At 54.1% G+C, this 23525-nt stretch carries 21 protein-coding genes; 6 read left to right on the forward strand and 15 right to left on the reverse strand.

The features are described 5' to 3' along the window. Nucleotides 1–54 precede the first annotated feature (54 nt). On the forward strand, nt 55–570 hold the full coding sequence (gene yjjX / locus FDX19_RS18160; protein WP_137383796.1) for an inosine/xanthosine triphosphatase: 516 nt from the start codon (nt 55–57) through the stop codon (nt 568–570). A gap of 55 nt (nt 571–625) precedes the next feature. Here the strand turns inward: yjjX and trpR are convergent, their stop codons facing one another. Then, a complete protein-coding gene (trpR, locus tag FDX19_RS18165; RefSeq protein WP_005123945.1) occupies nt 626–952 on the reverse strand; it encodes a trp operon repressor in 327 nt (108 codons plus the stop codon). Nucleotides 953–1042: 90 nt separating this feature from the next. Next, nucleotides 1043–2980 carry a murein transglycosylase gene (gene sltY, locus FDX19_RS18170; protein ID WP_137383797.1) on the reverse strand — a complete coding sequence of 646 codons (1938 nt, stop codon included), beginning with the start codon at nt 2978–2980 and terminating at the stop codon, nt 1043–1045. Nucleotides 2981–3186: 206 nt separating this feature from the next. Between sltY and ettA the strand changes: the two genes are divergently transcribed. Continuing rightward, a complete protein-coding gene (gene ettA / locus FDX19_RS18175) occupies nt 3187–4854 on the forward strand; it encodes an energy-dependent translational throttle protein EttA (protein WP_137383798.1) in 1668 nt (555 codons plus the stop codon). Nucleotides 4855–4954: 100 nt separating this feature from the next. Here the strand turns inward: ettA and nadR are convergent, their stop codons facing one another. From nadR to serB, 3 genes are all read right to left on the reverse strand, one after another. Continuing rightward, nucleotides 4955–6187, reverse strand: a complete 1233-nt coding sequence (gene nadR / locus FDX19_RS18180; RefSeq protein ID WP_137383799.1) for a multifunctional transcriptional regulator/nicotinamide-nucleotide adenylyltransferase/ribosylnicotinamide kinase NadR — start codon at nt 6185–6187, stop codon at nt 4955–4957. A 279-nt stretch (nt 6188–6466) separates the two neighbouring features. Next, nucleotides 6467–7849 carry a DNA repair protein RadA gene (radA, locus tag FDX19_RS18185; RefSeq protein ID WP_043018344.1) on the reverse strand — a complete coding sequence of 461 codons (1383 nt, stop codon included), beginning with the start codon at nt 7847–7849 and terminating at the stop codon, nt 6467–6469. 11 nt (nt 7850–7860) lie between these two features. Beyond that, on the reverse strand, nt 7861–8829 hold the full coding sequence (gene serB / locus FDX19_RS18190; protein ID WP_101741335.1) for a phosphoserine phosphatase: 969 nt from the start codon (nt 8827–8829) through the stop codon (nt 7861–7863). Nucleotides 8830–8945: 116 nt separating this feature from the next. Here serB and FDX19_RS18195 point away from each other — a divergent pair, with 116 nt between their 5' ends. Continuing rightward, nucleotides 8946–9587, forward strand: a complete 642-nt coding sequence (locus FDX19_RS18195) for a YtjB family periplasmic protein (protein ID WP_137383800.1) — start codon at nt 8946–8948, stop codon at nt 9585–9587. Between the two features lie 21 nt (nt 9588–9608). Beyond that, nucleotides 9609–10625 carry a lipoate--protein ligase LplA gene (gene lplA / locus FDX19_RS18200; RefSeq protein ID WP_137383801.1) on the forward strand — a complete coding sequence of 339 codons (1017 nt, stop codon included), beginning with the start codon at nt 9609–9611 and terminating at the stop codon, nt 10623–10625. Nucleotides 10626–10724: 99 nt separating this feature from the next. Here the strand turns inward: lplA and deoD are convergent, their stop codons facing one another. The 4 genes from deoD to deoC all read right to left on the reverse strand — a co-directional run bounded on the left by deoD (nt 10725) and on the right by deoC (nt 15123). After that, nucleotides 10725–11444, reverse strand: coding sequence for a purine-nucleoside phosphorylase (gene deoD / locus FDX19_RS18205; RefSeq protein ID WP_000224864.1), 720 nt, complete (start codon nt 11442–11444; stop codon nt 10725–10727). 195 nt (nt 11445–11639) lie between these two features. After that, nucleotides 11640–12863 carry a phosphopentomutase gene (gene deoB, locus FDX19_RS18210; protein WP_042312511.1) on the reverse strand — a complete coding sequence of 408 codons (1224 nt, stop codon included), beginning with the start codon at nt 12861–12863 and terminating at the stop codon, nt 11640–11642. Nucleotides 12864–12914: 51 nt separating this feature from the next. After that, nucleotides 12915–14237, reverse strand: coding sequence for a thymidine phosphorylase (deoA, locus tag FDX19_RS18215; RefSeq protein ID WP_137383802.1), 1323 nt, complete (start codon nt 14235–14237; stop codon nt 12915–12917). 106 nt (nt 14238–14343) lie between these two features. Continuing rightward, nucleotides 14344–15123, reverse strand: coding sequence for a deoxyribose-phosphate aldolase (gene deoC / locus FDX19_RS18220; RefSeq protein WP_003019042.1), 780 nt, complete (start codon nt 15121–15123; stop codon nt 14344–14346). Nucleotides 15124–15384: 261 nt separating this feature from the next. Here deoC and FDX19_RS18225 point away from each other — a divergent pair, with 261 nt between their 5' ends. After that, on the forward strand, nt 15385–16935 hold the full coding sequence (locus tag FDX19_RS18225; RefSeq protein ID WP_137383803.1) for a YjjI family glycine radical enzyme: 1551 nt from the start codon (nt 15385–15387) through the stop codon (nt 16933–16935). Continuing rightward, on the forward strand, nt 16907–17770 hold the full coding sequence (locus FDX19_RS18230) for a YjjW family glycine radical enzyme activase (RefSeq protein ID WP_137383804.1): 864 nt from the start codon (nt 16907–16909) through the stop codon (nt 17768–17770). Before FDX19_RS18225 ends, FDX19_RS18230 begins: the two co-directional genes overlap by 29 nt. A gap of 95 nt (nt 17771–17865) precedes the next feature. Here the strand turns inward: FDX19_RS18230 and FDX19_RS18235 are convergent, their stop codons facing one another. From FDX19_RS18235 to yjjG, 6 genes are all read right to left on the reverse strand, one after another. Continuing rightward, the gene (locus FDX19_RS18235; RefSeq protein ID WP_137383805.1) at nt 17866–18642 is read right to left on the reverse strand and encodes a metal-dependent hydrolase; all 777 of its coding nucleotides are present in this window, start codon (nt 18640–18642) and stop codon (nt 17866–17868) included. Next, nucleotides 18639–19712: a patatin family protein gene (locus FDX19_RS18240; RefSeq protein ID WP_137383806.1), complete on the reverse strand. Its 1074-nt coding sequence runs from the start codon at nt 19710–19712 to the stop codon at nt 18639–18641. The genes FDX19_RS18235 and FDX19_RS18240 overlap by 4 nt, the downstream gene beginning before the upstream one ends. A 242-nt stretch (nt 19713–19954) precedes the next feature. After that, nucleotides 19955–20116, reverse strand: coding sequence for a DUF1328 domain-containing protein (locus tag FDX19_RS18245; RefSeq protein WP_003019081.1), 162 nt, complete (start codon nt 20114–20116; stop codon nt 19955–19957). Nucleotides 20117–20244: 128 nt separating this feature from the next. Beyond that, complete coding sequence (osmY, locus tag FDX19_RS18250; RefSeq protein ID WP_137383807.1) at nt 20245–20862, reverse strand: molecular chaperone OsmY; 618 nt, start codon at nt 20860–20862, stop codon at nt 20245–20247. 298 nt (nt 20863–21160) lie between these two features. Further along, entirely contained in the window at nt 21161–22750 is a 1590-nt protein-coding gene (gene prfC, locus FDX19_RS18255; RefSeq protein WP_137383808.1) for a peptide chain release factor 3, read from the reverse strand. A gap of 92 nt (nt 22751–22842) precedes the next feature. Then, a complete protein-coding gene (gene yjjG, locus FDX19_RS18260) occupies nt 22843–23520 on the reverse strand; it encodes a pyrimidine 5'-nucleotidase (RefSeq protein ID WP_170974406.1) in 678 nt (225 codons plus the stop codon). Between the last annotated feature and the right edge of the window lie 5 nt (nt 23521–23525).

Here is a 23525-nt window from a genome sequence, read left to right on the forward strand (position 1 = left end):
TACTCGTCGTACTTTGAGTAGACTCTGCGATGAATTTTCAAACTGAGCTTAATTATGCACAAGGTTATCTCTGCGACCACCAATCCTGCCAAAATTCAGGCAATTCTGCGGGCATTTGAAGAGATTTTCGGGGAAGGATCCTGCCATATTGAACCCGTCGCCGTCGAGAGTGGCGTGCCGGAACAGCCTTTCGGAAGCCAGGAAACGCGCACTGGCGCACGAAATCGCGTTGATAACGCGCGCCGCCTGCACCCGCAGGCTGATTTCTGGGTCGCTATTGAAGCGGGAATTGACGACGATGCCACCTTCAGTTGGGTGGTGATTGATAACGGCGTCCAGCGCGGCGAAGCCCGTTCAGCCACGCTGCCATTGCCTACTGCCATTCTCGACAGAGTCCGTAAAGGTGAAGCACTCGGCCCGGTGATGTCGGACTATACAGGTATTGATGAGATTGGCCGTAAAGAGGGCGCAATCGGCGTCTTTACCGCGGGCAAGCTGACGCGCTCAAGCGTCTATCACCAGGCGGTGATTCTGGCGCTCAGCCCGTTTCATAACGCGGTGTATTTATAGCATTGTGCCGGATGTTTAATCGTAGGCCGGATAAGGCAAAGCCGCATCCGGCGGATCAATTTTTCCCGAGCAGTACCTGTTCCAGCCAGTGACGCAGATCCACCGGTGCGGACTTGAGGCTGTTCGACCCCCGCGTAATGGTGGCGATCCCCGCTCCTAGCTCGTTTTTAAGCTCGCGCTGGCTCATCTCGCCGCGCAGCAGCTCTTCAATGATACGCACACGCGTGCCCAACGCTTCGCGCTCATCCGGCGTTAACATCAAATTGAGCAGGGGCAGGTGTAAATCTTGTTCATAGGCGTGTTTAAGCAGATCGACAAAACGTAACCACTCCTGGTGACGCTGTTCTGCCATCTCTGCTGAATAGGGTGATTGCTGAGTCATAAGTTATCGCCATCGTTGCGGGGGGAAGCGTGCGTGCTTCCCCCTTTTGTACTCTTTAACGAGTACGATAGCATAACACAACCGACACGATCAGTAACGACGTTGCCATTCTGCGTCGCTCATCAACTCCGGTTTATCGCCGAGGAAATAGCGGTAGTACGCATCGTAAGCCAGCACGTTCTTCACGTAACCCCGCGTCTCTGAGAAGGGAATGCTCTCGACAAACGCGACGGCATCGATCCGGCCCGCGCTATTGCCAAGCCAGGTGCGAACGCGTCCCGGGCCGGCGTTATAGGCCGCCGACGCAAAAATGCGGTTATTGCCAAATTGCTGATACACGTACTGCAAATAGCTGGTACCAATGTTGATGTTGGTATCAGGATCCAGTAGCTGGCTCGGACTGCTGTAACCAGGGATCGAGAACATTTTCACCGTATGCGTCGCCGTGCCCGGCATAATCTGCATCAGCCCGCTGGCGCCGACCGGCGATTTCACTTTCGGGTTCCAGGCGCTCTCCTGGCGCGCTATCGCCATCGCATAGCTTGGCGGAATATCCTTGCCGCTGGTGTAGCGGGTAAACAGATCCTTGTAGGCCAGCGGGAAGCGCTCTTCCAGATGATCCCACAGCTTACCGGCGATCGTCGCCTGCACGCTCAGATCCCACCAGTGATTATTGAACGCGTAACGTGCCAGTTGAGCCTGCTCAGACTTCGTGCGGCTGGTGACCAGATTCGCCCATTCACTGCGCGCGGTATTATCCATGTTCCAGTACATCAGCTCGCGTACGCGCGCCATTTCCGGCCCCTGAGTCAGCGCAGAGTCAACGTTGTCCGGCGCTTTATCCACTTTAAGCTCATACTCTTCGCCCAGACGCTGTGCCGCCACCATCGGGTAGAATCCGCGCTGCTGCATGAGCTGATGCAGGATCTCTTTCGCTTCATCATTGCGTCCCCGCTCCAGCAGCAGATCCGCCTGCCAGTAACGCCACTCATCTTTTTCTTTTGCCTCCATTGGCAAACGCGCCAGCCAGGTGTTCAGCCCGCGACGATCGCCGGTTCCCAGCGCCATACGCACGCGGCGCTCCACAAGCGAGGTGGAATTGGAGCGCATAATCGCGTCATCGCGCCATTTGGCCTGCTCGTCGGTGACGTCATTGCCCATCAGACGCCAGGCGACAATGTCGCGTAGCTCCTGGGTTTGCTCGTCATTCAGCTGCTGCGCCTGCACCAGGGAAGGGATCATCAGGCGAGCGTTTTCCACATCCTGACGCGCCACGCTGGCAAAGGCCACCGCCGCCATCTGTCGGGTGAAATCCGTCGCACCGGTGGTGCGAGCAAAGGTCATCACCGAATTTGGATCGTTGGCCAGCGAGATGATCGCCGAAGCGATAGTTTGGTATTGCGCAGGCATCTGTCCAGCCAACGCGGTCACCAAACCGGTATTCCCCGCTTTCATCGCCAGACGGATACGTTCCAGATACGCCAGCGGGTCCTGAGTGCCGGAAGCGCGCCATACGCCGAATAATTTGTCACACGCATTCGGCTGGCTTTTGCCGGTTAACCACAGCTCCTTTGCGCCTTGCCAGGCCTCTTCGGTTTGCCCGGTGCTCCATTTCGCGAAGTAATAGTTACATTGCGCTTCCGTGGTACCCGGTTTTTCCGGGCTGAACGCCAGCAGTCCACGCCAGTCTTCGCGGCGCGCCAGTTCGTTCACAAAACGCGATTGCAGCGTACGTGCCGGCGGGAGCGTCGGGTTAGCGCGCACAAAATTGGTGACGGTAATGGTAGGTTGATTCATCAGATCGTCAGTGATCTGGCGATATTCCAGATAGGGATACAGAGGATAGTTTTTCAGGCCGGGCATCATCTGCTCCACGACGTCCATTTGTCGGTTATCCCAGGCCTGCTTAATTTGCGCATAGCGATTGCGCTGCTCATCCAGGGAATCGGCTCGCGCCACTTGACTGACCGTCAGCAGACATACGCTAGCCGCCAGCAGGCGCCAGGTAAATTGTTTGGCTTTGTCCACAAGCTCTTCCTCTTATCGTTTACGTCTGTGCAGCATCGTGCCGCTTAATTCATTCATGCTAACCAGACATTGCAGAATGCGCCACGTTACGGACACTTTTTTACTTTTGTTGCGAGTGAGATCTGCTGGCTGGGATTGAGCAATGAAAAAGGCTACACTTCGCCTTTGAAAACTCTATTCATCACTATAAAAGAGGCGAAGTCCACGTGGCTCAATTCGTTTATACCATGCATCGTGTCGGCAAAGTCGTACCGCCGAAACGTCATATTCTTAAAAACATCTCTCTGAGCTTCTTCCCTGGCGCCAAAATCGGGGTACTCGGTCTGAACGGTGCGGGTAAATCTACCCTGCTGCGTATCATGGCCGGCATTGACACCGATATCGAGGGTGAAGCACGTCCGCAACCGGGTATCAAGATCGGTTACCTGCCACAGGAACCGAAGCTGAACCCGGAACACACCGTTCGTGAATCCGTTGAAGAAGCGGTTGCCGAAGTGGTTAACGCACTGAAAGGCCTGGATGAAGTGTACGCCAAGTACGCAGAGCCAGACGCCGACTTCGATAAACTTGCTGCGCAACAGGGCAAGTTTGAAGAGATTATTCAGGCGCACGACGGTCATAATCTGAATGTACAGCTCGAACGTGCCGCCGATGCCCTGCGTCTGCCGGACTGGGATGCCAAAATCGAAAAACTGTCCGGTGGTGAACGCCGCCGCGTCGCGCTGTGCCGCCTGCTGCTGGAAAAACCAGACATGCTGCTGCTCGACGAACCGACGAACCACCTGGACGCCGAATCCGTGGCGTGGCTGGAACGCTTCCTGCACGATTTCGAAGGCACCGTGGTGGCGATTACCCACGACCGTTACTTCCTCGATAACGTAGCCGGTTGGATTCTGGAGCTTGACCGTGGTGAAGGCATTCCGTGGGAAGGTAACTACTCCTCATGGCTGGAACAGAAAGATCAGCGTCTGGCGCAGGAAGCCTCTCAGGAAGCAGCTCGTCGTAAATCCATTGAGAAAGAGCTGGAGTGGGTACGTCAGGGTGCGAAAGGCCGTCAGTCTAAGGGCAAAGCCCGTCTGGCACGCTTTGAAGAACTCAACAATACCGAATACCAGAAACGTAACGAAACCAACGAACTGTTTATTCCACCAGGACCGCGTCTGGGCGATAAAGTCGTTGAAGTGACCCATCTGCGTAAATCCTACGGCGATCGCGTACTGATTGACGATTTGAGCTTCTCAGTACCGAAAGGGGCAATTGTCGGTATCATCGGCCCGAACGGTGCAGGTAAATCCACCCTGTTCCGCATGATGTCCGGTCAGGAACAACCTGACAGCGGCACCATTGAGCTGGGTGAAACCGTGAAGCTGGCGTCTGTTGACCAGTTCCGTGATGCCATGGACAACAGCAAAACCGTGTGGGAAGAAGTCTCCGGCGGGCTGGATATTATGCGTATCGGCAACACCGAAATGCCAAGCCGTGCCTACGTAGGCCGCTTCAACTTTAAAGGTGTTGATCAAGGTAAACGCGTAGGCGAACTGTCCGGCGGTGAGCGTGGTCGTCTGCACCTGGCAAAACTGCTGCAGGTTGGCGGTAATATGCTGCTGCTCGATGAACCGACCAACGACCTGGATATCGAAACCCTGCGTGCGCTGGAAAACGCCCTGCTGGAATTCCCAGGCTGTGCGATGGTTATCTCGCACGACCGTTGGTTCCTTGACCGTATCGCCACCCACATTCTGGATTACCAGGATGAAGGTAAAGTCGAGTTCTTTGAAGGTAACTTTACCGAATACGAAGAGTACAAAAAACGCACGCTGGGCGCTGATGCGCTGGAGCCGAAGCGTATTAAGTACAAGCGTATTGCGAAGTAATTACCGTTAAGCGCCGGATGGCGGCGTTCCGCCTTATCCGGCCTACGAGATTAGTGCGACGTGTAGGCCGGATAAGCGCAGCGCCATCCGGCATTAAAACCTACCTCTGCTCACCCATCAGCTCTTTCACCAACTCCACACAGCGCAGGAAGCGACCGTCGTAGTCAGGCTCCTGAACGTGTACAAAATCGATGTTGTTTTCCTGTAGCATCTCCACCAGCAGAGACTGAAATGCCTTACGGTCAACCGAACTCCCAAGGCTGCGTAATCCATCCGCCACCCACGGGGTGTTGTTTTCCAGCAGGATCACCAGGTCAAAGCGGTATTCGTCAATCAATGCCTGCACAAACGGATGCTCACGCCCTTCGTACTTTTTACAGAAGGCCTGAGTGGTCACAAAGTCAGTGTCGATAAATGCCACTTTATTGGCATATTTCACCGCGAAATCAATATACTGCGCCTGTCCCAGCGCGATCTTATCGTAGTCCGAGTACTGCAACGCCATCTCATCCCCCCCCAAATGGGAAAAGACGTAATCACGGCCATATTCCCACGCACTGGTGGTGTTGAAGATATTGGCGAGCTTATTCACCAGCGTCGATTTACCGCTCGATTCTCCACCGAGGATCGCCACGGTGCGCACGAAAAACGGTTTCACTTCAGTCGGGATATATTCCCAGTAGCGGAATGGATTTTCGCGGATTTGCCCGCCGCTGATGCTCATAAATGTCCGTTTGGGATCAACCAGTACCGTTTCAATGCCCAGATGTTCGAGATACTGCGGGGCATCTGACTCTTCAGAGGTGTAAATCCAGTTAGGCTGAATCCCTTTCTCTTGCATAAACGTTTTGATGCCATTGCTCCACACGTCCCAGCCGTGCGGATAAGGCTCCATACCTTCCTCATTGAAGGCATGGATACGGATGTTTTTCTGATATTTGAAGGTCTGTAACAGCCAACGCAGACGATCGGAGACCGTTGGTTGTTGTGACATGGCGCTGTCTTCAAACAGACTGCGGTCTCGCGTATCGTCATAGCCCATGATGATATGCAGTTCATCTACCTGGCTACAGGCGCGCTGAATAAGATAGATATGGCCGGTATGCAGCGGATAAAACTTACCAAATACCACACCGATGTTTTTCTGCTGACGAGGAAACTCAAGCCCCAAAAAACGGTGCAGCGCCTCCAGTTTTTGCGCGCTGGGACTTTTGATTTTGGCATTCAATAACTGGCTGAGATATCCCTTGGTCATGCCACTGGCATCCGCCACCTGTTGCAGGGTACAGCCTTTTTGCTTTATGGCGGTTTTGAGATAGTCGAACGATGACACAAGAGCCTCCTGCTGGAAAATCGCGTAACACTGCCTGATGGCGCTTCGCTTATCAGGCCTACAGGGTGAAACAAATAATTACCCTATGGATTTCTGTTGGCAGGAAGGCGGCGAGTGAGTGACAAATTCGTCAGGAACGAATTTGACCAGCCGAAGGCTGGCCTCTGGTGAGGGACATGGATGTCCCTCATTTCATCCCGATGAGCTTAGTAAACTAAGTGATTCGGGTGAACGAACGCAGCCAACACACCTGCCGACAGAAAGACGACGGGTAATGAATTATAGGTCGTCAAACACGCCTAACGCATCCGCTAGCTTTTTAACGCCAAAGACCTGCATCCCTTCCGGTACTTTTTTCGGCACGTTAGCGGCGGGCACAATCGCCCGGCGAAAGCCGTGTTTCGCCGCTTCCGAAATACGCTCCTGGCCGCTGGGTACCGGACGGATTTCGCCCGCCAGCCCCACTTCGCCAAAGACGACTAAATCCTGCGGCAGCGGCCTGTCGCGCAGACTGGAAACCATCGCCAACAGCAGCGCAAGGTCGGCGCTGGTTTCAGTGACTTTTACGCCACCCACCACATTGACGAACACGTCCTGATCTGCCATCTGCAAACCACCGTGACGGTGCAGTACCGCCAGCAGAATCGCCAGACGGTTTTGTTCCAGACCGACCGCCACGCGACGCGGATTCGCCATCATGGAGTGATCGACCAGTGCCTGGATCTCCACCAGTAACGGACGTGTCCCTTCCCAGACCACCATTACCGAGCTGCCGGAAGTGACTTCATCGCCACGGCTTAAGAAGATAGCGGAAGGGTTGCTGACTTCGCGCAGTCCCTGTTCGGTCATCGCGAAGACGCCCAGCTCATTCACCGCACCAAAACGGTTTTTATGGCTACGCAGGGTACGAAAACGGGAGTCGGCGTCACCGTCGAGCAGCACCGAGCAGTCAATACAGTGCTCCAACACCTTTGGCCCGGCCAGCGACCCGTCTTTGGTGACATGACCGACCATCACAATCGCCACACCACGCGTTTTAGCAAAGCGCGTCAGGTAAGCGGCGGTTTCCCGCACCTGCGCCACGCTGCCTGGCGAAGACTGAATATCCGCCATATGCATCACCTGAATGGAGTCGATAACCATCAGCTTCGGCTGCTCTTCTTCCGCAATCAGGCAAATTTGCTCAATGCTGGTTTCCGACAGCATATTCAGATTCGCCGTCGGCAGGCCAAGTCGATGCGCACGCATCGCGACCTGCTGCAAAGATTCTTCTCCTGTGACGTACAAGGTTTTCATCTGCTCGGCAAGCTTACACAACGTTTGTAGCAGCAGCGTCGACTTCCCCGCGCCGGGGTTGCCACCAATCAGAATGGCGCTTCCCGGCACCACACCGCCGCCCAGTACGCGGTCGAATTCTTTAAAACCGGTAGAAAAACGCGGCAGCTCCTCGAGGCTGATATCAGACAGCTTCTGCACCTTTGCGACACCCGCATTCCCGGCGTAGCCGCTGAGCCGCTCGTTACGCGCCACCGTCGGCGACGCCGCAAGGCGTACCTCGGTAATGGTGTTCCAGGCCTGGCAGGCGCTACATTGCCCCTGCCAGCGTGGGTAATCGGCCCCACATTCATTACAAACAAAGGCGCGTTTTGGAGCTTTTGCCACGTTTTACCTCATTATTTCTGGTTCATGCTGCCGGAGAGAATGCAGAACACGCCCATCAGATCAGCGTGACGGATAGTGATCTCCGTCTTTTCATTCACTTTGGGTTTGGCATGATACGCAATACCCAGACCGGCCGTTTTGATCATCGGCAGATCGTTGGCTCCGTCGCCGATGGCTACCGTCTGCGCCATCGGGATCTCATACTCCTGCGCCAGTCGGGTCAGGGTACTGGCTTTGTACTGCGCATCAACGATATCGCCGATCACGTTGCCGGTGAATTTACCGTCCATGATCTCCAGCTCGTTTGCCACAGCCGCCGTCAGACGCAGTTTGTTACGCAGATAATCGGCGAAGAAGGTAAAGCCGCCGGAGGCGATTGCCACTTTCCAGCCGAGCGTCTCCAGTTTTAACACCAGTTGCGTCAGGCCAGGCATCAGCGGTAGCGTTTCGCGCACCTGATGTAAAATATTGGCATCAGCGCCCTTCAGCGTCGCCACGCGGCTACGCAGGCTGGCGGTAAAGTCCAGTTCGCCGCGCATTGCGCGTTCGGTGACTTCGGCAACCATCTCGCCGGTTCCCGCCAGTTTAGCAATTTCATCAATACACTCGATCTGGATGGCCGTCGAGTCCATGTCCATCACCAGTAGCCCTGGCGTACGCAGATGGGGAATTTTACCTAATGGCGCAACATCCAGTTTGGCGTCATGCGCCAGTTTTGTCGCGCGCGGTGTTAACGACCCCGCGAGGCGAATCACCTGATAATCCTCGACGCACCAGGCGGCTACGATCACCATCGCCGCACCCAGTTTGCTCTGGTATTGCGTTAAACGCTGTTTATCCAGCCCACGACCATACAGCAGCCAGCCACTGCGGCCCGCGTGGTAGTCCAGCGGCATGACTTCATCACCGCTTAAAGAAAGGGGCAGACCTGGCCACAGAGAGACATCTTCGGGTAGATCGCACCAGGTAATGTTAGGCATTAAAGCTCCTGTAAAATCGTTCGGGTCGGAATCATCCAGCGGAAAATAACGCATGAGGCTACCCTGTAACCAGCGCTTCTGGCAACATTAAGCCTCAAATTTTCAGCAGGTGGAATATGGCTCGCGCAAAACTAAAATTCCGACTTCATCGTGCAGTGATTGTATTGTCCTGTCTCGCGTTGCTTGTCGCCCTGATGCAGGGTGCATCCTGGTTTAGTCAAAGCCACCAGCAGCAACGTAATCCGCAGCTGGAAGAACTGGCGCGTACACTGGCCCGCCAGGTCACCTTAAACGTCGCGCCGCTGATGCGTACCGAAACACCGGATGAAAAACGCATCAAAGCCGTACTCACGCAGTTAACGGAGAGTAGCCGCATTCTGGATGCCGGGGTGTACGATGAACAGGGCGATCTGATTACCCGCACCGGTGAGAGCGTCAACGTCCGTGACCGACTGGCGCTCGATGGCAAAAAAGCCGGGGGCTATTTTAATCAGCAAATCGTTGAGCCCATTCAGGGGAGAAACGGCCCACTGGGTTATCTGCGCCTGACACTCGACACCCACACGCTTGCCACCGAAGCGAAGCAGGTAGACAACACCACCAACATCTTACGCCTGATGCTGCTCCTGTCACTGGCTATTGGCGTAGTCCTCACACGTACATTATTGCAAGGCAAGCGTACCCGCTGGCAGCAATCCCCTTTCCTGCTGACCGCCAACAAACCGGTACAGGAAGAAGACAACGAGAAAAAAGAGTAATTCAAAGAAAGGAAATCGACCATGACCACACTACGCCTGCTTATCTCTGACTCTCACGATCCCTGGTTTAACCTGGCCGTTGAAGAGTGCATTTTCCGCCAGATGCCCGCCACGCAGCGCGTCCTGTTTTTATGGCGTAACGCCGATACGGTGGTTATTGGCCGTGCGCAAAACCCATGGAAAGAGTGTAACACCCGCCGAATGGAAGAGGACAACGTGCGGTTGGCACGTCGCAGCAGCGGCGGTGGCGCGGTATTTCACGATCTCGGGAATACCTGCTTTACCTTTATGGCCGGCAAACCGGAGTATGACAAAACCATCTCCACGGCTATAGTACTGAATGCGTTGAATTCGCTGGGTGTAAACGCCGATGCCTCCGGGCGTAACGATCTGGTGGTTAAAACCGCCGAGGGCGATCGCAAAGTCTCTGGTTCCGCATATCGGGAAACCAAGGATCGCGGATTTCACCACGGCACGCTGCTGCTAAATGCCGATCTCAGTCGACTGGCCAACTACCTGAACCCCGATAAAAAGAAACTTGCCGCAAAAGGGATTACCTCTGTGCGCTCGCGGGTGGCGAATTTGACTGAGCTGTTGCCGGGCATTACCCACGAACAGGTGTGTAAGGCTGTTACAGAAGCCTTTTTTGAACACTACGGCGAGCGCGTAGAAGCTGAAATTATCTCTCCCGATAAAACACCGGATCTGCCGAACTTTGCCGAAACCTTTGCCCGCCAGAGCAGTTGGGAGTGGAACTTTGGTCAAGCTCCAGCGTTTTCACATCTGCTGGACGAGCGTTTCACCTGGGGCGGCGTAGAGCTGCATTTTGACGTTGAGAAGGGGCATATTACCCGTGCACAGGTCTTTACCGACAGCCTCAATCCCGCGCCGTTAGAAGCGCTGGCGGGTCGTCTGCAAGGGTGTTTGTATCGGGCGGATAGGCTGCAACAGGAGTGCGAGGCGCTGCTGGTTGATTTCCCACAGCAGGAGAAAGAGTTACGCGAGCTGTCGGCATGGATTGCCGGAGCGGTGCGTTAAGCGCTGGCCTGAAAAATGCCGGATATCGGCTGCGCCTTATCCGGCCTACGAGAAGAATGGTAGGCCCGGTAAGCAAAGCGCCACCGGGCATCACAACGCTTACTCTTTATCGCCCAGCAGAACGGATTCCAGTGCGATTTTGATCATGTCGTTGAAGGTCGTCTGACGTTCAGCGGCAGTGGTCTGCTCGTGAGTACGGATATGGTCGGACACGGTGCAGATGGTCAGCGCTTTCGCACCAAACTCAGCCGCAACGCCGTAGATACCCGCCGCTTCCATTTCCACGCCCAGTACGCCGTACTTTTCCATCACGTCGAACATTTCGCCGTCCGGTGAGTAGAACAGGTCAGCGGAGAACAGGTTGCCCACGCGCGCGTCAACGCCCAGCGCTTTTGCCGCATCAACTGCGTTACGCACCATGTCGAAGTCAGCGATAGCAGCGAAGTCATGATCTTTAAAGCGGATACGGTTAACTTTGGAGTCAGTACATGCACCCATACCGATAACCACATCACGCAGTTTGACGTCCATACGCACAGCGCCACAGGAGCCTACGCGAATGATTTTCTTCACGCCAAAATCAGTGATCAGCTCTTTGGTGTAGATGGAGCAGGACGGGATACCCATACCGTGACCCATAACAGAGATCTTACGGCCTTTGTAAGTCCCGGTGAAACCTAACATGCCGCGAACGTTGTTCACTTCACGGACATCTTCGAGGAAAGTTTCAGCAATGTGCTTAGCACGCAGCGGGTCGCCCGGCATCAAAACTACGTCAGCGAAATCGCCCATTTCTGCATTAATATGTGGGGTAGCCATCTTTTATCCTTATCTTGTTGTTATTGCCTGATGGCGACTACGCCTTATCAGGCCTACAAAACGTATTCAAATACCCTAAGGATTTCGCGTTGTAGGAAGGCGACGAATTCGTGAATCCCCGGGAGCATAGATTCACTATGTGACCGGGGTGAGCGAATGAAGTCAACGCATCGACAGCGCGAAAGACAACGGGTATCACAGCATGTTTTTACCGTAGTCCATCGGCGACGTACCAAAGTAGCTCGCCAGCGTCTGACCGATATCCGCGAAGGTTTCACGGTGGCCTAAAGAACCCGGTTTCACTTTCGGGCCGTAAATCAGCACCGGAATGTGTTCACGGGTATGGTCGGTACCGGTCCAGCTCGGGTCACAGCCGTGGTCAGCGGTCAGGATCAGAATGTCATCTTCACCTACCAGCTCCATCAGCTCTGGCAGACGGCGGTCGAACAACTCCAGACCGGCAGCATAGCCAGCGATATCGCGACGGTGGCCCCAGGAAGAGTCAAAATCAACAAAGTTAGTGAAGACGATTGTCTCATCACCCGCTTCTTTCATCTCTTTGATGGTGGCGTCGAACAGCGCGTCCAGACCGGTCGCTTTCACTTTTTTAGTGATACCGCAGTTCGCGTAGATGTCCGCAATCTTACCCACGGACACGACATGACCTTTTTTCTCATCGACCAGTTTCTGCAGTACCGTCGGCGCTGGCGGCTCAACGGCCAGGTCGTGACGATTACCGGTACGCTGGAAGTTACCGGCCTTGTCACCGATAAACGGACGTGCGATAACGCGACCGATGTTGTAACCACCTTCGGTCAGCTCTTCACGAGCGATTTCACACAGCTCGTAGAGTTTATCCAGGCCAAAGGTTTCTTCGTGGCAGGCAATCTGGAATACGGAGTCAGCGGAGGTATAGAAAATCGGCTTGCCGGTTTTCATATGTTCTTCGCCCAGTTGATCCAGAATAACGGTACCGGAAGAGTGGCAGTTGCCGAGGTAGCCCGGCAGGTTGGCACGTTTTACCAGTTTATCCAGCAGTTCTTGTGGGAAGCTGTTTTCATGATCGGAGAAATAACCCCAGTCAAACAGAACCGGAACACCTGCGATTTCCCAGTGGCCAGAGGGTGTGTCTTTGCCGGAAGAGAGTTCATGCGCCCATGCGTAGGCACCAATCACTTCCGCGTTGCCGTCCATACCCGCAGCAATTTTACCGGTAGAACCTTCGTGAGCTTTCACCAGGCCCAGACGGGTCAGGTTAGGCAGATTCAGTGGGCCTTTGCGACCATTGTCAGCTTCGCCTTTCGCACAGGCTTCTGCAATGTGTCCCATAGTGTCTGAGCCTACGTCGCCAAAGCGATCCGCATCTTCAGTCGCACCAATACCAAAGGAGTCCAGCACCATAATAAATGCACGTTTCATCTTGTTCTCCATACATCTGCGCCGCAAAAAAGCGATCAGATCAGTATACAGTTAATCGGTTATACGACGATAGACTGTCGGTGTAATTTCTGGCGCTTTGTCGTCAAGGCTGATTGCCGCTTTGACCGCTTTCGCCGCTTCCTGCCAGCTGGCTTCGTCTTTGGCGTGGATCACCGCCAGCGGACGCTGTCCGTCTACACTGTCGCCCAGACGCGCCATGTCGGTGAAACCGACGCTGTAATCAATGGTGTCCGAAGCCTGACGACGACCGCCGCCCATGGAAACGACCGCCATACCCAGCGCACGGGTATCCATTGCGCTGACAAAACCTTCGGTATCAGCATATACCGCTTTGCTGAGCATTGCCGTCGGCAGGTACTTCGCATAGTTTTCCACGAAGTCGGTTGGGCCTTTCTGCGCCGCAACCATGCGGCCAAAAATTTCTGCCGCTTTACCGTTATCCAGCACGGCCTGCAATTTCGCACGGGCTTCGGCGTCATCTTTCGCCAGTTTACCGGAAATCAGCATTTCCACGCACAGCGCCATCGTGACGTCGAACAAGCGTGGATTACGGTATTCACCGGTCAGGAACTGCACCGCTTCACGGACTTCAACCGCGTTACCCGCACTGGAGGCCAGTACCTGATTCATATCGGTTAACAGCGCGGTGGTACGAACCCCCGCACCGTTTGCCACGCCGACAATCGCTTCGGCAAGGGCTTCAGAGAGCTCGTAGGTCGGCATAAAGGCGCCACTACCTACTTTGACGTCCATCACCAGCGCATCCAGTCCTTCTGCCAGCTTTTTAGCCAGAATGGAACCCGTGATGAGTGGAATGGAATCCACCGTCGCGGTGATATCGCGGGTGGCATAAAAACGTTTGTCCGCCGGTGCGAGCGAACTGGTTTGCCCAATAATCGCCACACCCACGTCTTTAATAATTTCACGGAAACGCGCGTCGTCCGGGAAGATATCAAATCCCGGGATCGCTTCCAGTTTATCGAGCGTACCGCCGGTATGCCCCAGACCGCGCCCAGAGATCATCGGGATAAAGCCGCCGCAGGCTGCGACCATCGGGCCTAACATCAGTGACGTCACGTCACCCACGCCGCCGGTCGAGTGTTTATCCACAATCGGGCCGTTCAGCTGCAAACTTTTCCAGTCCAGCACGGTTCCTGAATCACGCATTGCCATGGTCAGCGAGACACGCTCAGGCATTGTCATATCGTGGAAGAAAATGGTCATCGCCAGGGCGGCGATTTGCCCTTCAGAGATGGTGTTGTCGCGAATACCGTTAATAAAGAAACGAATTTCTTCATCACTCAGCGCATGACCATCACGTTTTTTACGAATAATTTCTTGTGCGAGAAACAAGGGAACCTCCCGATTATGGGCCGGGTAAGCAATGCGCCACCCGGCAAGTCGTATTCATGCCGGATGGCGGCTTGCGCCTGATCCGGCCTACGATGGGCAATAAAACTTAGTAGCTGCTTGCGCTCTTACCGTCACCATGTCCCAGCGCTTTCAGCAGGCTCGCCAGCAGGCTGGATGCGCCAAAACGGTAGTGACGGGAATCGGCCCAGTCAGCGCCAAACAGTTCGTCGGCAATCGCCAGGAACTGCTGTGCATCTTCTGCAGTACGCACGCCGCCAGCCGGTTTGAAACCAACCGTTTTAGAAACGCCCATATCGCGGATCACTTCCATCATGATGCGTGCGCTTTCCGGCGTCGCATTGACCGGCACTTTACCGGTGGAGGTTTTGATGAAATCAGCACCGGCTTTGATGGAGATTTCAGATGCTTTGCGAATCAGTGCTTCTTCTTTCAGCTCACCGGTTTCAATGATCACTTTCAGCAGCACATTGGCCGCTGCGCACGCGTCTTTACAAGCTTTAACCAGATCAAAACCAATCTGCTCATTGCCAGCGATCAGTGCACGATACGGGAACACTACATCAACTTCGTCGGCACCGTAGGCAATCGCCGCACGGGTTTCCGCCAGCGCGATCTCGATATCGTCGTTGCCATGCGGGAAGTTAGTCACGGTGGCAATACGGATGTCCGGTGTGCCCTGCTCTTTCAGAGTCTTACGCGCGATAGGGATGAAACGCGGATAGATGCAGATTGCGGCAGTGTTGCCAACCGGGGTCTTCGCCTGATGACACAGCGCGATCACTTTCTCATTCGTGTCGTCGTCATTCAGGGTGGTCAGGTCCATCAGTTTCAGTGCACGCAGGCTGCTTGCTGTTAAATCGGTCATAACATTCTCCAACGGCATCGCCGTATAAAATTTCACCTTGCGAGTTTGTTAGTATTCTAACATCCGCTCGCTATTACACTTCGATATACATCACAGTTAATGAAAACCACATACAGATTTGCATTACTCTAATGAGATCTACTTCAAATAAATGACCTTTACTGGCGGCATGCGGTGACATCAGGCGCATCCGGATCAAAGGTTGGCGCTGCGTTGCTTCCTACAATGGCGCTTAACCTTCAGTACATAAAGGAATCAACGATGCCCACGTCAAGCGAACTCACGCTGCAACAGCGCTGCCAACAAATCGTGACCAGTCCAGTGCTCAGCCCTGAGCAGAAACGCCATTTTCTGGCGCTGGAGGCTGAAAACGCGCTGCCGTATCCGCAACTGCCTGCACAAGCACGCCAGGCGCTGGATGACGGGGTTATCTGCGATATGTACGAAGGTCATGCTCCGTTCAAACCGCGCTACGTATTACCCGATTACGCGCGTTTTCTGGCCAACGGTTCATCATGGCTGGAACTGGAAGGCGCAAAGGATCTCGATGACGCATTATCCTTACTCACCATTCTTTACCACCACGTCCCGTCAGTGACGTCGATGCCGGTGTACCTCGGTCAACTCGATGCGTTGCTGCAACCGTATGTTAGAATTCTAACACAAGACGAGATCGATATTCGAATAAAACGTTTCTGGCGTTATCTCGACAGAACGCTGCCTGATGCGTTTATGCACGCCAATATCGGCCCTGCCGACACACCTGTAACGCGGGCGATTTTACGCGCAGATGCAGAGTTAAAGCAGGTTTCGCCCAATCTGACATTTATTTATGATCCGCAAATTACCCCTGACGATCTGCTGCTCAACGTCGCGCAAAATATTTGCGAATGCAGTAAACCGCACATTTCTAACGGCCCTGAAAATGATAAAATTTTCACAAAAGGCCACTATGGCGTCGTCAGTTGTTACAACTCACTGCCACTTGCGGGCGGTGGAAGTACGCTGGTCAGGCTCAATCTGAAAGCCATTGCAGAGCGCAGTACCTCTGTCGATGACTTCTTTACGCGTACCCTACCGCATTACTGCCAACAGCAAATCGCCATCATTGATTCACGATGTGAATTCCTCTACGAGAAATCACATTTCTTTGAGAATAGCTTCCTGGTGCAGGAAGGGTTGATCGATCCCGAACGTTTTGTGCCTATGTTTGGCATGTACGGCCTGGCAGAAGCCGTAAACCTGCTGTGCGATAAGGCGGGGGAGAACGCTCGCTACGGCAAAGATGAGTACGCTAATCAGCTTGGTTATCGTATCAGCGCCCAGCTCGCCGACTTTGTTAACAACACGCCGGTGAAATATGGCTGGAAGCAGCGCGCGATGCTGCATGCGCAGTCGGGTATCAGTTCTGATATCGGCACCACGCCGGGCGCACGCCTGCCTTATGGTGATGAACCCGATCCCATCACCCATCTGCAAACCGTCGCGCCGCATCATGCGTATTATCACGCCGGGATCAGCGATATTCTCACGCTGGACGAAACCATCAAACGTAACCCACAGGCGCTGGTACAGCTTTGCCTCGGCGCGTTTAAAGCCGGTATGCGCGAGTTTACCGCCAACGTGAGCGGCAACGATCTGGTCCGTGTGACCGGCTATATGGTGCGCCTGTCGGATCTGGAAAAATATCGCACTGAAGGTTCACGTACCAACACCACCTGGTTGGGTGAAGAAGCCGCGCGCAATACGCGTATTCTGCAACGACAACCCCGAGTGATCAGCCATGAACAGCAGATGCGCTTTAGTCAGTAAGCTGATTCCCTTCTCCTGCGTCGACGGGCCGGGGAGTCGCCTGGCCCTGTTCCTGCAGGGGTGCAATTTGCGCTGTAAGAATTGCCACAACCCGTGGACGATGGGACGTTGCAACGATTGCGGGGAATGTGTGCTGCATTGCCCGCATGAAGCGTTAAGTCTGAGCGCGGGAAAAGTATGGTGGCAATCTGATATTTGCCAGCAATGCGACACCTGCCTGCATATGTGTCCTCAGCAGGCCACGCCGATGACGCTGACCATGAGCGTGGATGAGGTGCTGCAGCATGTTCGTAAAGCCTCGCCGTTTATTGAAGGAATGACGGTCAGCGGCGGCGAAGCAACCACCCAGTTGCCGTTTATCGTGGCGCTGTTTAGCGCGATCAAAGCCGATCCGCAGCTACAGCACCTGACCTGCCTGGTAGACAGTAACGGCATGCTGAGCGAAACCGGCTGGCAAAAGCTGCTGCCGGTTTGCGACGGTGCGATGCTCGATCTAAAAGCCTGGGATAGCGCATGTCATCTGCAACTGACAGGACGCGATAACGCGGCAATCAAGCGCAGTATTCTCTTTCTGGCCGAGCGGAGAAAACTGGCGGAGCTTCGCCTGCTGGTCATTCCAGGACAGGTGGATTACCTGCAGCACGTTGATGCGCTGGCAGCATTTATTCACCGCCTGGGCAACATTCCTGTGCGCCTTAACGCGTTTCATGCGCATGGCGTGTATGGTGAAGCCAAAGCCTGGTCGAGCGCGACACCAGAAGATGTGGAGAAGCTGGCGCAAGGGCTGCGCGAACGCGGTGTGAATAATATAATCTTCCCGGCGCTGTACCTGTGAAATGCCGGATGGCGGCTATGCCTTATCCGGCCTACACATGAGGTCAATCCGTAGGCCGGATAAGACGCTTTTGCGTCGCATCCGGCACTCAACAATCACATATCAAACAACGCCATCGTATTGCGATACAGTGCGTCAGCAATCACATCCGTGGGTTCAGTGCGCAGTTCGCATAATGCGGTAAAAACTCTGACCACCTGCTCAGGACGATTAGGCTGGCCCTGAAAACCGTTAAGCGGCATATCCGGCGCATCGGTTTCCAACAGCAGCGATTCCAGTGGCAACGTCGCCATCACCTCACGCGTTTTGCTGGCGCGTGGATAGGTGATGGTCCCGCCGACACCGATCTTGTACCCCAGTTGTACAAAACGCGTTGCCTGTTGCAGGCTTCCGGAAAAGCCATGCACCACACCGGTTCGCGGGAGATCATGGCGTTTAAGATGCATAGCCAGCTTGTCATGGGTACGGCGCGAATGGAGGATCACCGGAAGATCGTAACGCTTCGCCAGCTTAAGCTGTGCTTCCAGCACCCTTTCCTGCTTATCAAACTGCGGATCGTCACGCCAGAGATCCAGCCCGATCTCACCAACCGCCACCAGCTTCTGCGGTCGTTGCTCCAATGCCTGTTGCAACCTGTCCAGACCGTCATCATCGTGATCTTCAATAACAATGGGATGCAGGCCCAGCGCGGCATACAACGAAGGATAATTTTCCGCTAACGCCAGTACGCGTGAAAAGTTCATCGCCTGCGTTGCCGGCACAATAATATGGTGCACACCGACGTCAGCCGCACGCTGGAGGCTGGCTGGCTCATCGCCGGTAAAGGGGGGGAAATCAAAATGACAATGCGTATCGATAAACCGGGGACTCACGCCAGATCCTCATTATTAAACGTCGTATCGTTGGCCTGGGGCGCACTGCTCGCAACGGACGCATGGGCATCGTTGGCAACGGGTGCGGGTGGAACCACCACCGGGCTGGGCACCACAATCTTCGGCGTCTGACGAGGCAGCGGCGCGTTTTTCGCCAGCAGCTTACCAATCGTTGCCAAAAAATAGCGCCCGCACAGGCGTCCGGTTTTGTAGTCTTCACGCAATGCCGGAATACGGCTCCCCAGCGCCATACTATGAAGTGGCTTTGGGGGGTAGATCTCAAAGATACGCAGCTTGCCCGGCGGTTTTTCGATAAAGCGCTGAATAGCGCGGTAGCTGGCTTCATGATGTTGAACCAGATTCACCAGCGGCTGCAGACTGCTCTCCCCCAGCCAGCGCTCCATACGTTTGAACCATTGTGGGGTGTAGTACATTTGCGAAGGCACGGTGCGGATAACCACCAGCGTTTTCGCCCCTTGCTTTGCCGCCTCCTGAACGGGTATGGCATCACTGACTCCACCATCCAGATAGTTCACGCCATCCAACACAACCCCTGAACGATAAAATCCCGGAATCGCACTGGATGCGCGAATGAGATCCAGCCAATTGTGCCGGTTCGGCGAAAAATAGCCCGGCGTGTAGTCATCTCCCCGACAGGCGCACATATAAAACGCTTTACCTGCCTCAAACAGGCGCTCTGCGTTATCCAGCGCCAGCGGCATCTGCGCAGCGGTGGAGTCCACCAGCCAGTCGAGATCGATGAGATTTCCCCCGCGTACGAATCGTACCGGGTCAAAAAACTCACGTCGGGTGGTATAGCGCATGATCACTTTGCGCCCGTAGCCGGGTTGGTTACAGAGATAGGCCGACAGATTTTGCGCGCCAGCAGATGTCCCGTAGAAGAGATCGAAAGGATTAAATTGCGCACGCATGAACTCATCCAGTACGCCAGCGGTAAAGATCCCCCGTTGTCCCCCGCCTTCGCACACCAGCGCCATACTGCCTGGTTGAAATGGACGTAACGATAACGGCGCGATATTACCGAGCGTGACGGGTATTCTCTGCCCCACCTCTGCCTTCCTGTTTTTTTTAATAGAGCAACAAGGTAACGCAAATTGCCCGGCGCTAAAACCGTAAAAGCCAGTCCAATGGACTGGCTTAGTAGCAATTTTTCTTTACAGCTAATCCCCAACATAATTCGAGTTACAGGAAGGCGGCAAGGGCGTGAGTCCCGATGAGCTTACTCTGGTAAGTGATTCGGGTAAGCGCGCGTAGCCAACGCACCTGCAACTTGAAGAATAAAGGGGATACGCTAGGGCCGTTTACGCCCGGTAAACAAGCTGACCAGAAACAGGATGATCCCCACCACAAAAACAATTTTTGCAGCGCCTGCTGCAGTACCCGCCAGTCCACCAAATCCCAGAGCGGCGGCAATTAACGCGATAACCAGAAATATGATGCCCCATCGAAACATATGCTTCTCCTTTACCATAGTTAATGTCGACCGCTTTATATGAGCGCTCAGGCAGCTCATCGGCGATATTTTTAGTGTGGTGCACAATACGCCTCCCGACAAACGTCAGGAGGATGAATTAAGTCGAATTACTGAGTTTTGAGGTCGTTTTTGACGCTTTTCACGCCATCAATTGCTTTAGCAATACTCTCAGCTCGCTCACTTTGCGCCTGTGAATCGACGGTTCCTGAAAGCTGGACCACGCCGTCGGTCGTCTCAACTTTCACTTTACGAGAAGGGACAATGTCATCGGCCAGCAGCTTGGCTTTCACTTCGCTGGTGATGGCCGTATCACCGGCATAGCCTTTTACGGAGGTGCTTTTGCTGTCACGCACGTGCAGTTTGTCGCTAACGGAGGTCACGCCCTCAACGCCTTTCGCAACTTTAACGGCCTCTTCGGCCTGAGCCTGGCTTTCAACGAAGCCACTTAACGTCACCACTTTCTGGTCCGTTTTGACGGAGATATCGGTGCTCTTAATGCTTTCGTGGTCCACCAGCGCGGCTTTTACTTTGGCGGTGAGGGTGCTGTCATCCATGAAATTACCGACTTTGTTCATAGAGCTATCGACTTTCTGCCCCGCACTTTCGAGCCCGGATTGCGCTTTATCCATTGTGGCGTTTTCTGCATAAGCAGAACCCGTTGCGACAGCGGAAGTCAGCATCACGGCCAGTAGCGTTTTAGAAATCTTAAGTCCTGTCATTGTCATCGATGTATTCCTGTTTGTTGTGCTTATAGCGATGTTCTGCCGCTTAGCGGTCAGAACCAGCAACGAATCTCGTGACTGAAATAAATATCAGCTAAAGGGACTGAAAAATGCCTAATGAAGAGCATTAAAAGCCGATATTTATGTCATCACATTGTTAAATATAGTTCACGATTTCGCGGCTGATGACTGAATTGATTAAAAAACAAACAAAAACAGGGGATTTAAGAACATTCCGCAAGGGATTTAAAAGACAGGAAAAGTTGCAGGGCGCGGTGAGTACCGCGCCCTGGGAGGCAGATTAGTGTTCGCGCGTTTTGCGGAACTGAACGTCAGGGTAACGTTCCTGGGTGAGATTCAGGTTAACCATGGTCGGCGCGATATAGGTGAGGTTATCGCCGCCATCCAGCGCCAGCTGAATTTCATTTTTACGCTTAAATTCTTCGAATTTTTTCACGTCAGAACACTCTACCCAGCGCGCAGTCGCCACGTTGACCGACTCATAAATCGCTTCAACGTTGTATTCGCTCTTCAGACGAGAAACCACCACGTCGAACTGCAGCACACCGACGGCGCCAACGATCAGATCGTTGTTGGCGATCGGACGGAAGACCTGCACTGCGCCCTCTTCTGACAGCTGAACCAGCCCTTTCAGCAACTGCTTCTGCTTCAACGGATCTTTCAGACGGATACGGCGGAACAGTTCCGGTGCGAAGTTCGGAATACCGGTGAACTTCATCATCTCACCCTGAGTAAAGGTATCGCCGATCTGGATCGTGCCGTGGTTATGCAGACCCAGAATATCGCCCGGATACGCTTCTTCCACATGTGAACGGTCACCGGCCATAAAGGTCAACGCATCGGAGATCACCACATCTTTACCAATACGTACCTGGCGCATTTTCATGCCTTTCTCGTACTTGCCGGAAACCACACGCATGAAAGCGACACGGTCGCGGTGTTTCGGGTCCATGTTGGCCTGAATTTTAAAGACGAAACCGGTGAACTTCTCTTCTGAAGCCTCGACAACGCGGGTGTCGGTTTTACGCGGCATCGGCGCGGGCGCCCACTCCACTAAACCGTCCAGCATATGATCAACGCCGAAGTTACCCAGCGCAGTACCGAAGAAGACCGGGGTGATTTCGCCTGCGAGGAACAGCTCATGATCGAACTCGTTGGACGCGCCCTGCACCAGCTCCAGTTCGTCGCGCAGCTGCTGCGCCAGGTCTTCGCCCACGGCAACGTCAAGTTCAGGGTTATTCAGCCCTTTAACAATGCGCACTTCCTGAATCGTATGGCCTTTACCGGTCTGGTACAGATACGTTTCATCTTTGTACAGGTGATAGACGCCCTTGAACAACTTACCGCAGCCAATCGGCCAGGTGATTGGCGCACAGCCGATTTTCAGTTCGTTCTCGACTTCATCCAGCAGCTCCATCGGGTCACGGATGTCACGGTCGAGTTTGTTCATAAAGGTCAGGATCGGCGTATCGCGCAGACGGGTAACTTCCATCAGTTTACGGGTCCTGTCCTCAACGCCTTTCGCGGCGTCGATGACCATCAGGCAGCAGTCCACCGCCGTCAGAGTACGGTAGGTATCTTCGGAGAAGTCTTCGTGCCCTGGGGTGTCCAGCAGGTTGACCAGGCAGTCATGATACGGAAACTGCATGACAGAGGTGGTAATTGAGATACCACGCTGCTTTTCCATTTCCATCCAGTCAGATTTTGCATGCTGGCTGGAGCCACGGCCTTTTACCGTACCGGCGGTCTGAATCGCCTGTCCGAATAACAGCACCTTTTCAGTAATTGTCGTTTTACCGGCATCCGGGTGAGAAATAATGGCAAAAGTGCGGCGTTTGGCCACCTCTTGCAAATAAGGAGACAACGTCATAGTCAAATCTTCTTAGGTAAGCACGGCAACGGACCGTGCAAGTTGAATACGAAAAATTGCGGCTATTTTACCCATCAATGGGGGGGAGGCAATCAGTGTTTACACAGGAGCTGCTCCAGTTCGCTTAACGACACGACAGTCCAGGTCGGCTGAATGCCCGCTGGCTGCTCGCGGCGGTGCGTATTTAGCCAGCAGGTGGATAGCCCGGCGTTAATGCCACCAAGAATATCGGACTCTGCGGTGTCGCCTACCATCAGCACGCGGGAACGGTCAGGGTTGCCCGCCTGCGCCAGCGCATGGTCAAAAATACGGGGATCGGGTTTTGCCACCCCCACCTGCTCAGAAATCACCAGCAGGTCGAAATAGTCGCGCAGGCCCGTACGCTCAAGGCGGATTTGCTGTAATGCAGTAAAACCGTTGGTAATGATGCCAATCTTTGCTTTACCACGAATCGCATTAAGCAGCGACACGGCCCCCGGTAACGGCGAACAGATTTCCGCCATGGCATTAATAAACGCATCGTTTAGCTGGCCTGGCTCGACCTTCAGGCGTTCAGCCCAGCTCTGAAAACGAGCATGCTGCAGCTGTAATGAGGTAATTGCGCCGTTTTGATAATCCACCCACAGCGGTTTATTCACGGCCTGGTAGTCCTGAAAATCTTCAGCGGTAAAGGTGATGCTATAGTCGAGAAACATCCGCTGTAAGCCGGTAAACGAGTCAAACGTAAACAGCGTTTCGTCGGCATCAAAGAAAATCCAGTCCCACTTCATCATCA

It is taken from the genome of Citrobacter sp. wls619, assembly GCF_005281345.1.
Classification (GTDB): Bacteria; Pseudomonadota; Gammaproteobacteria; order Enterobacterales; family Enterobacteriaceae; genus Citrobacter.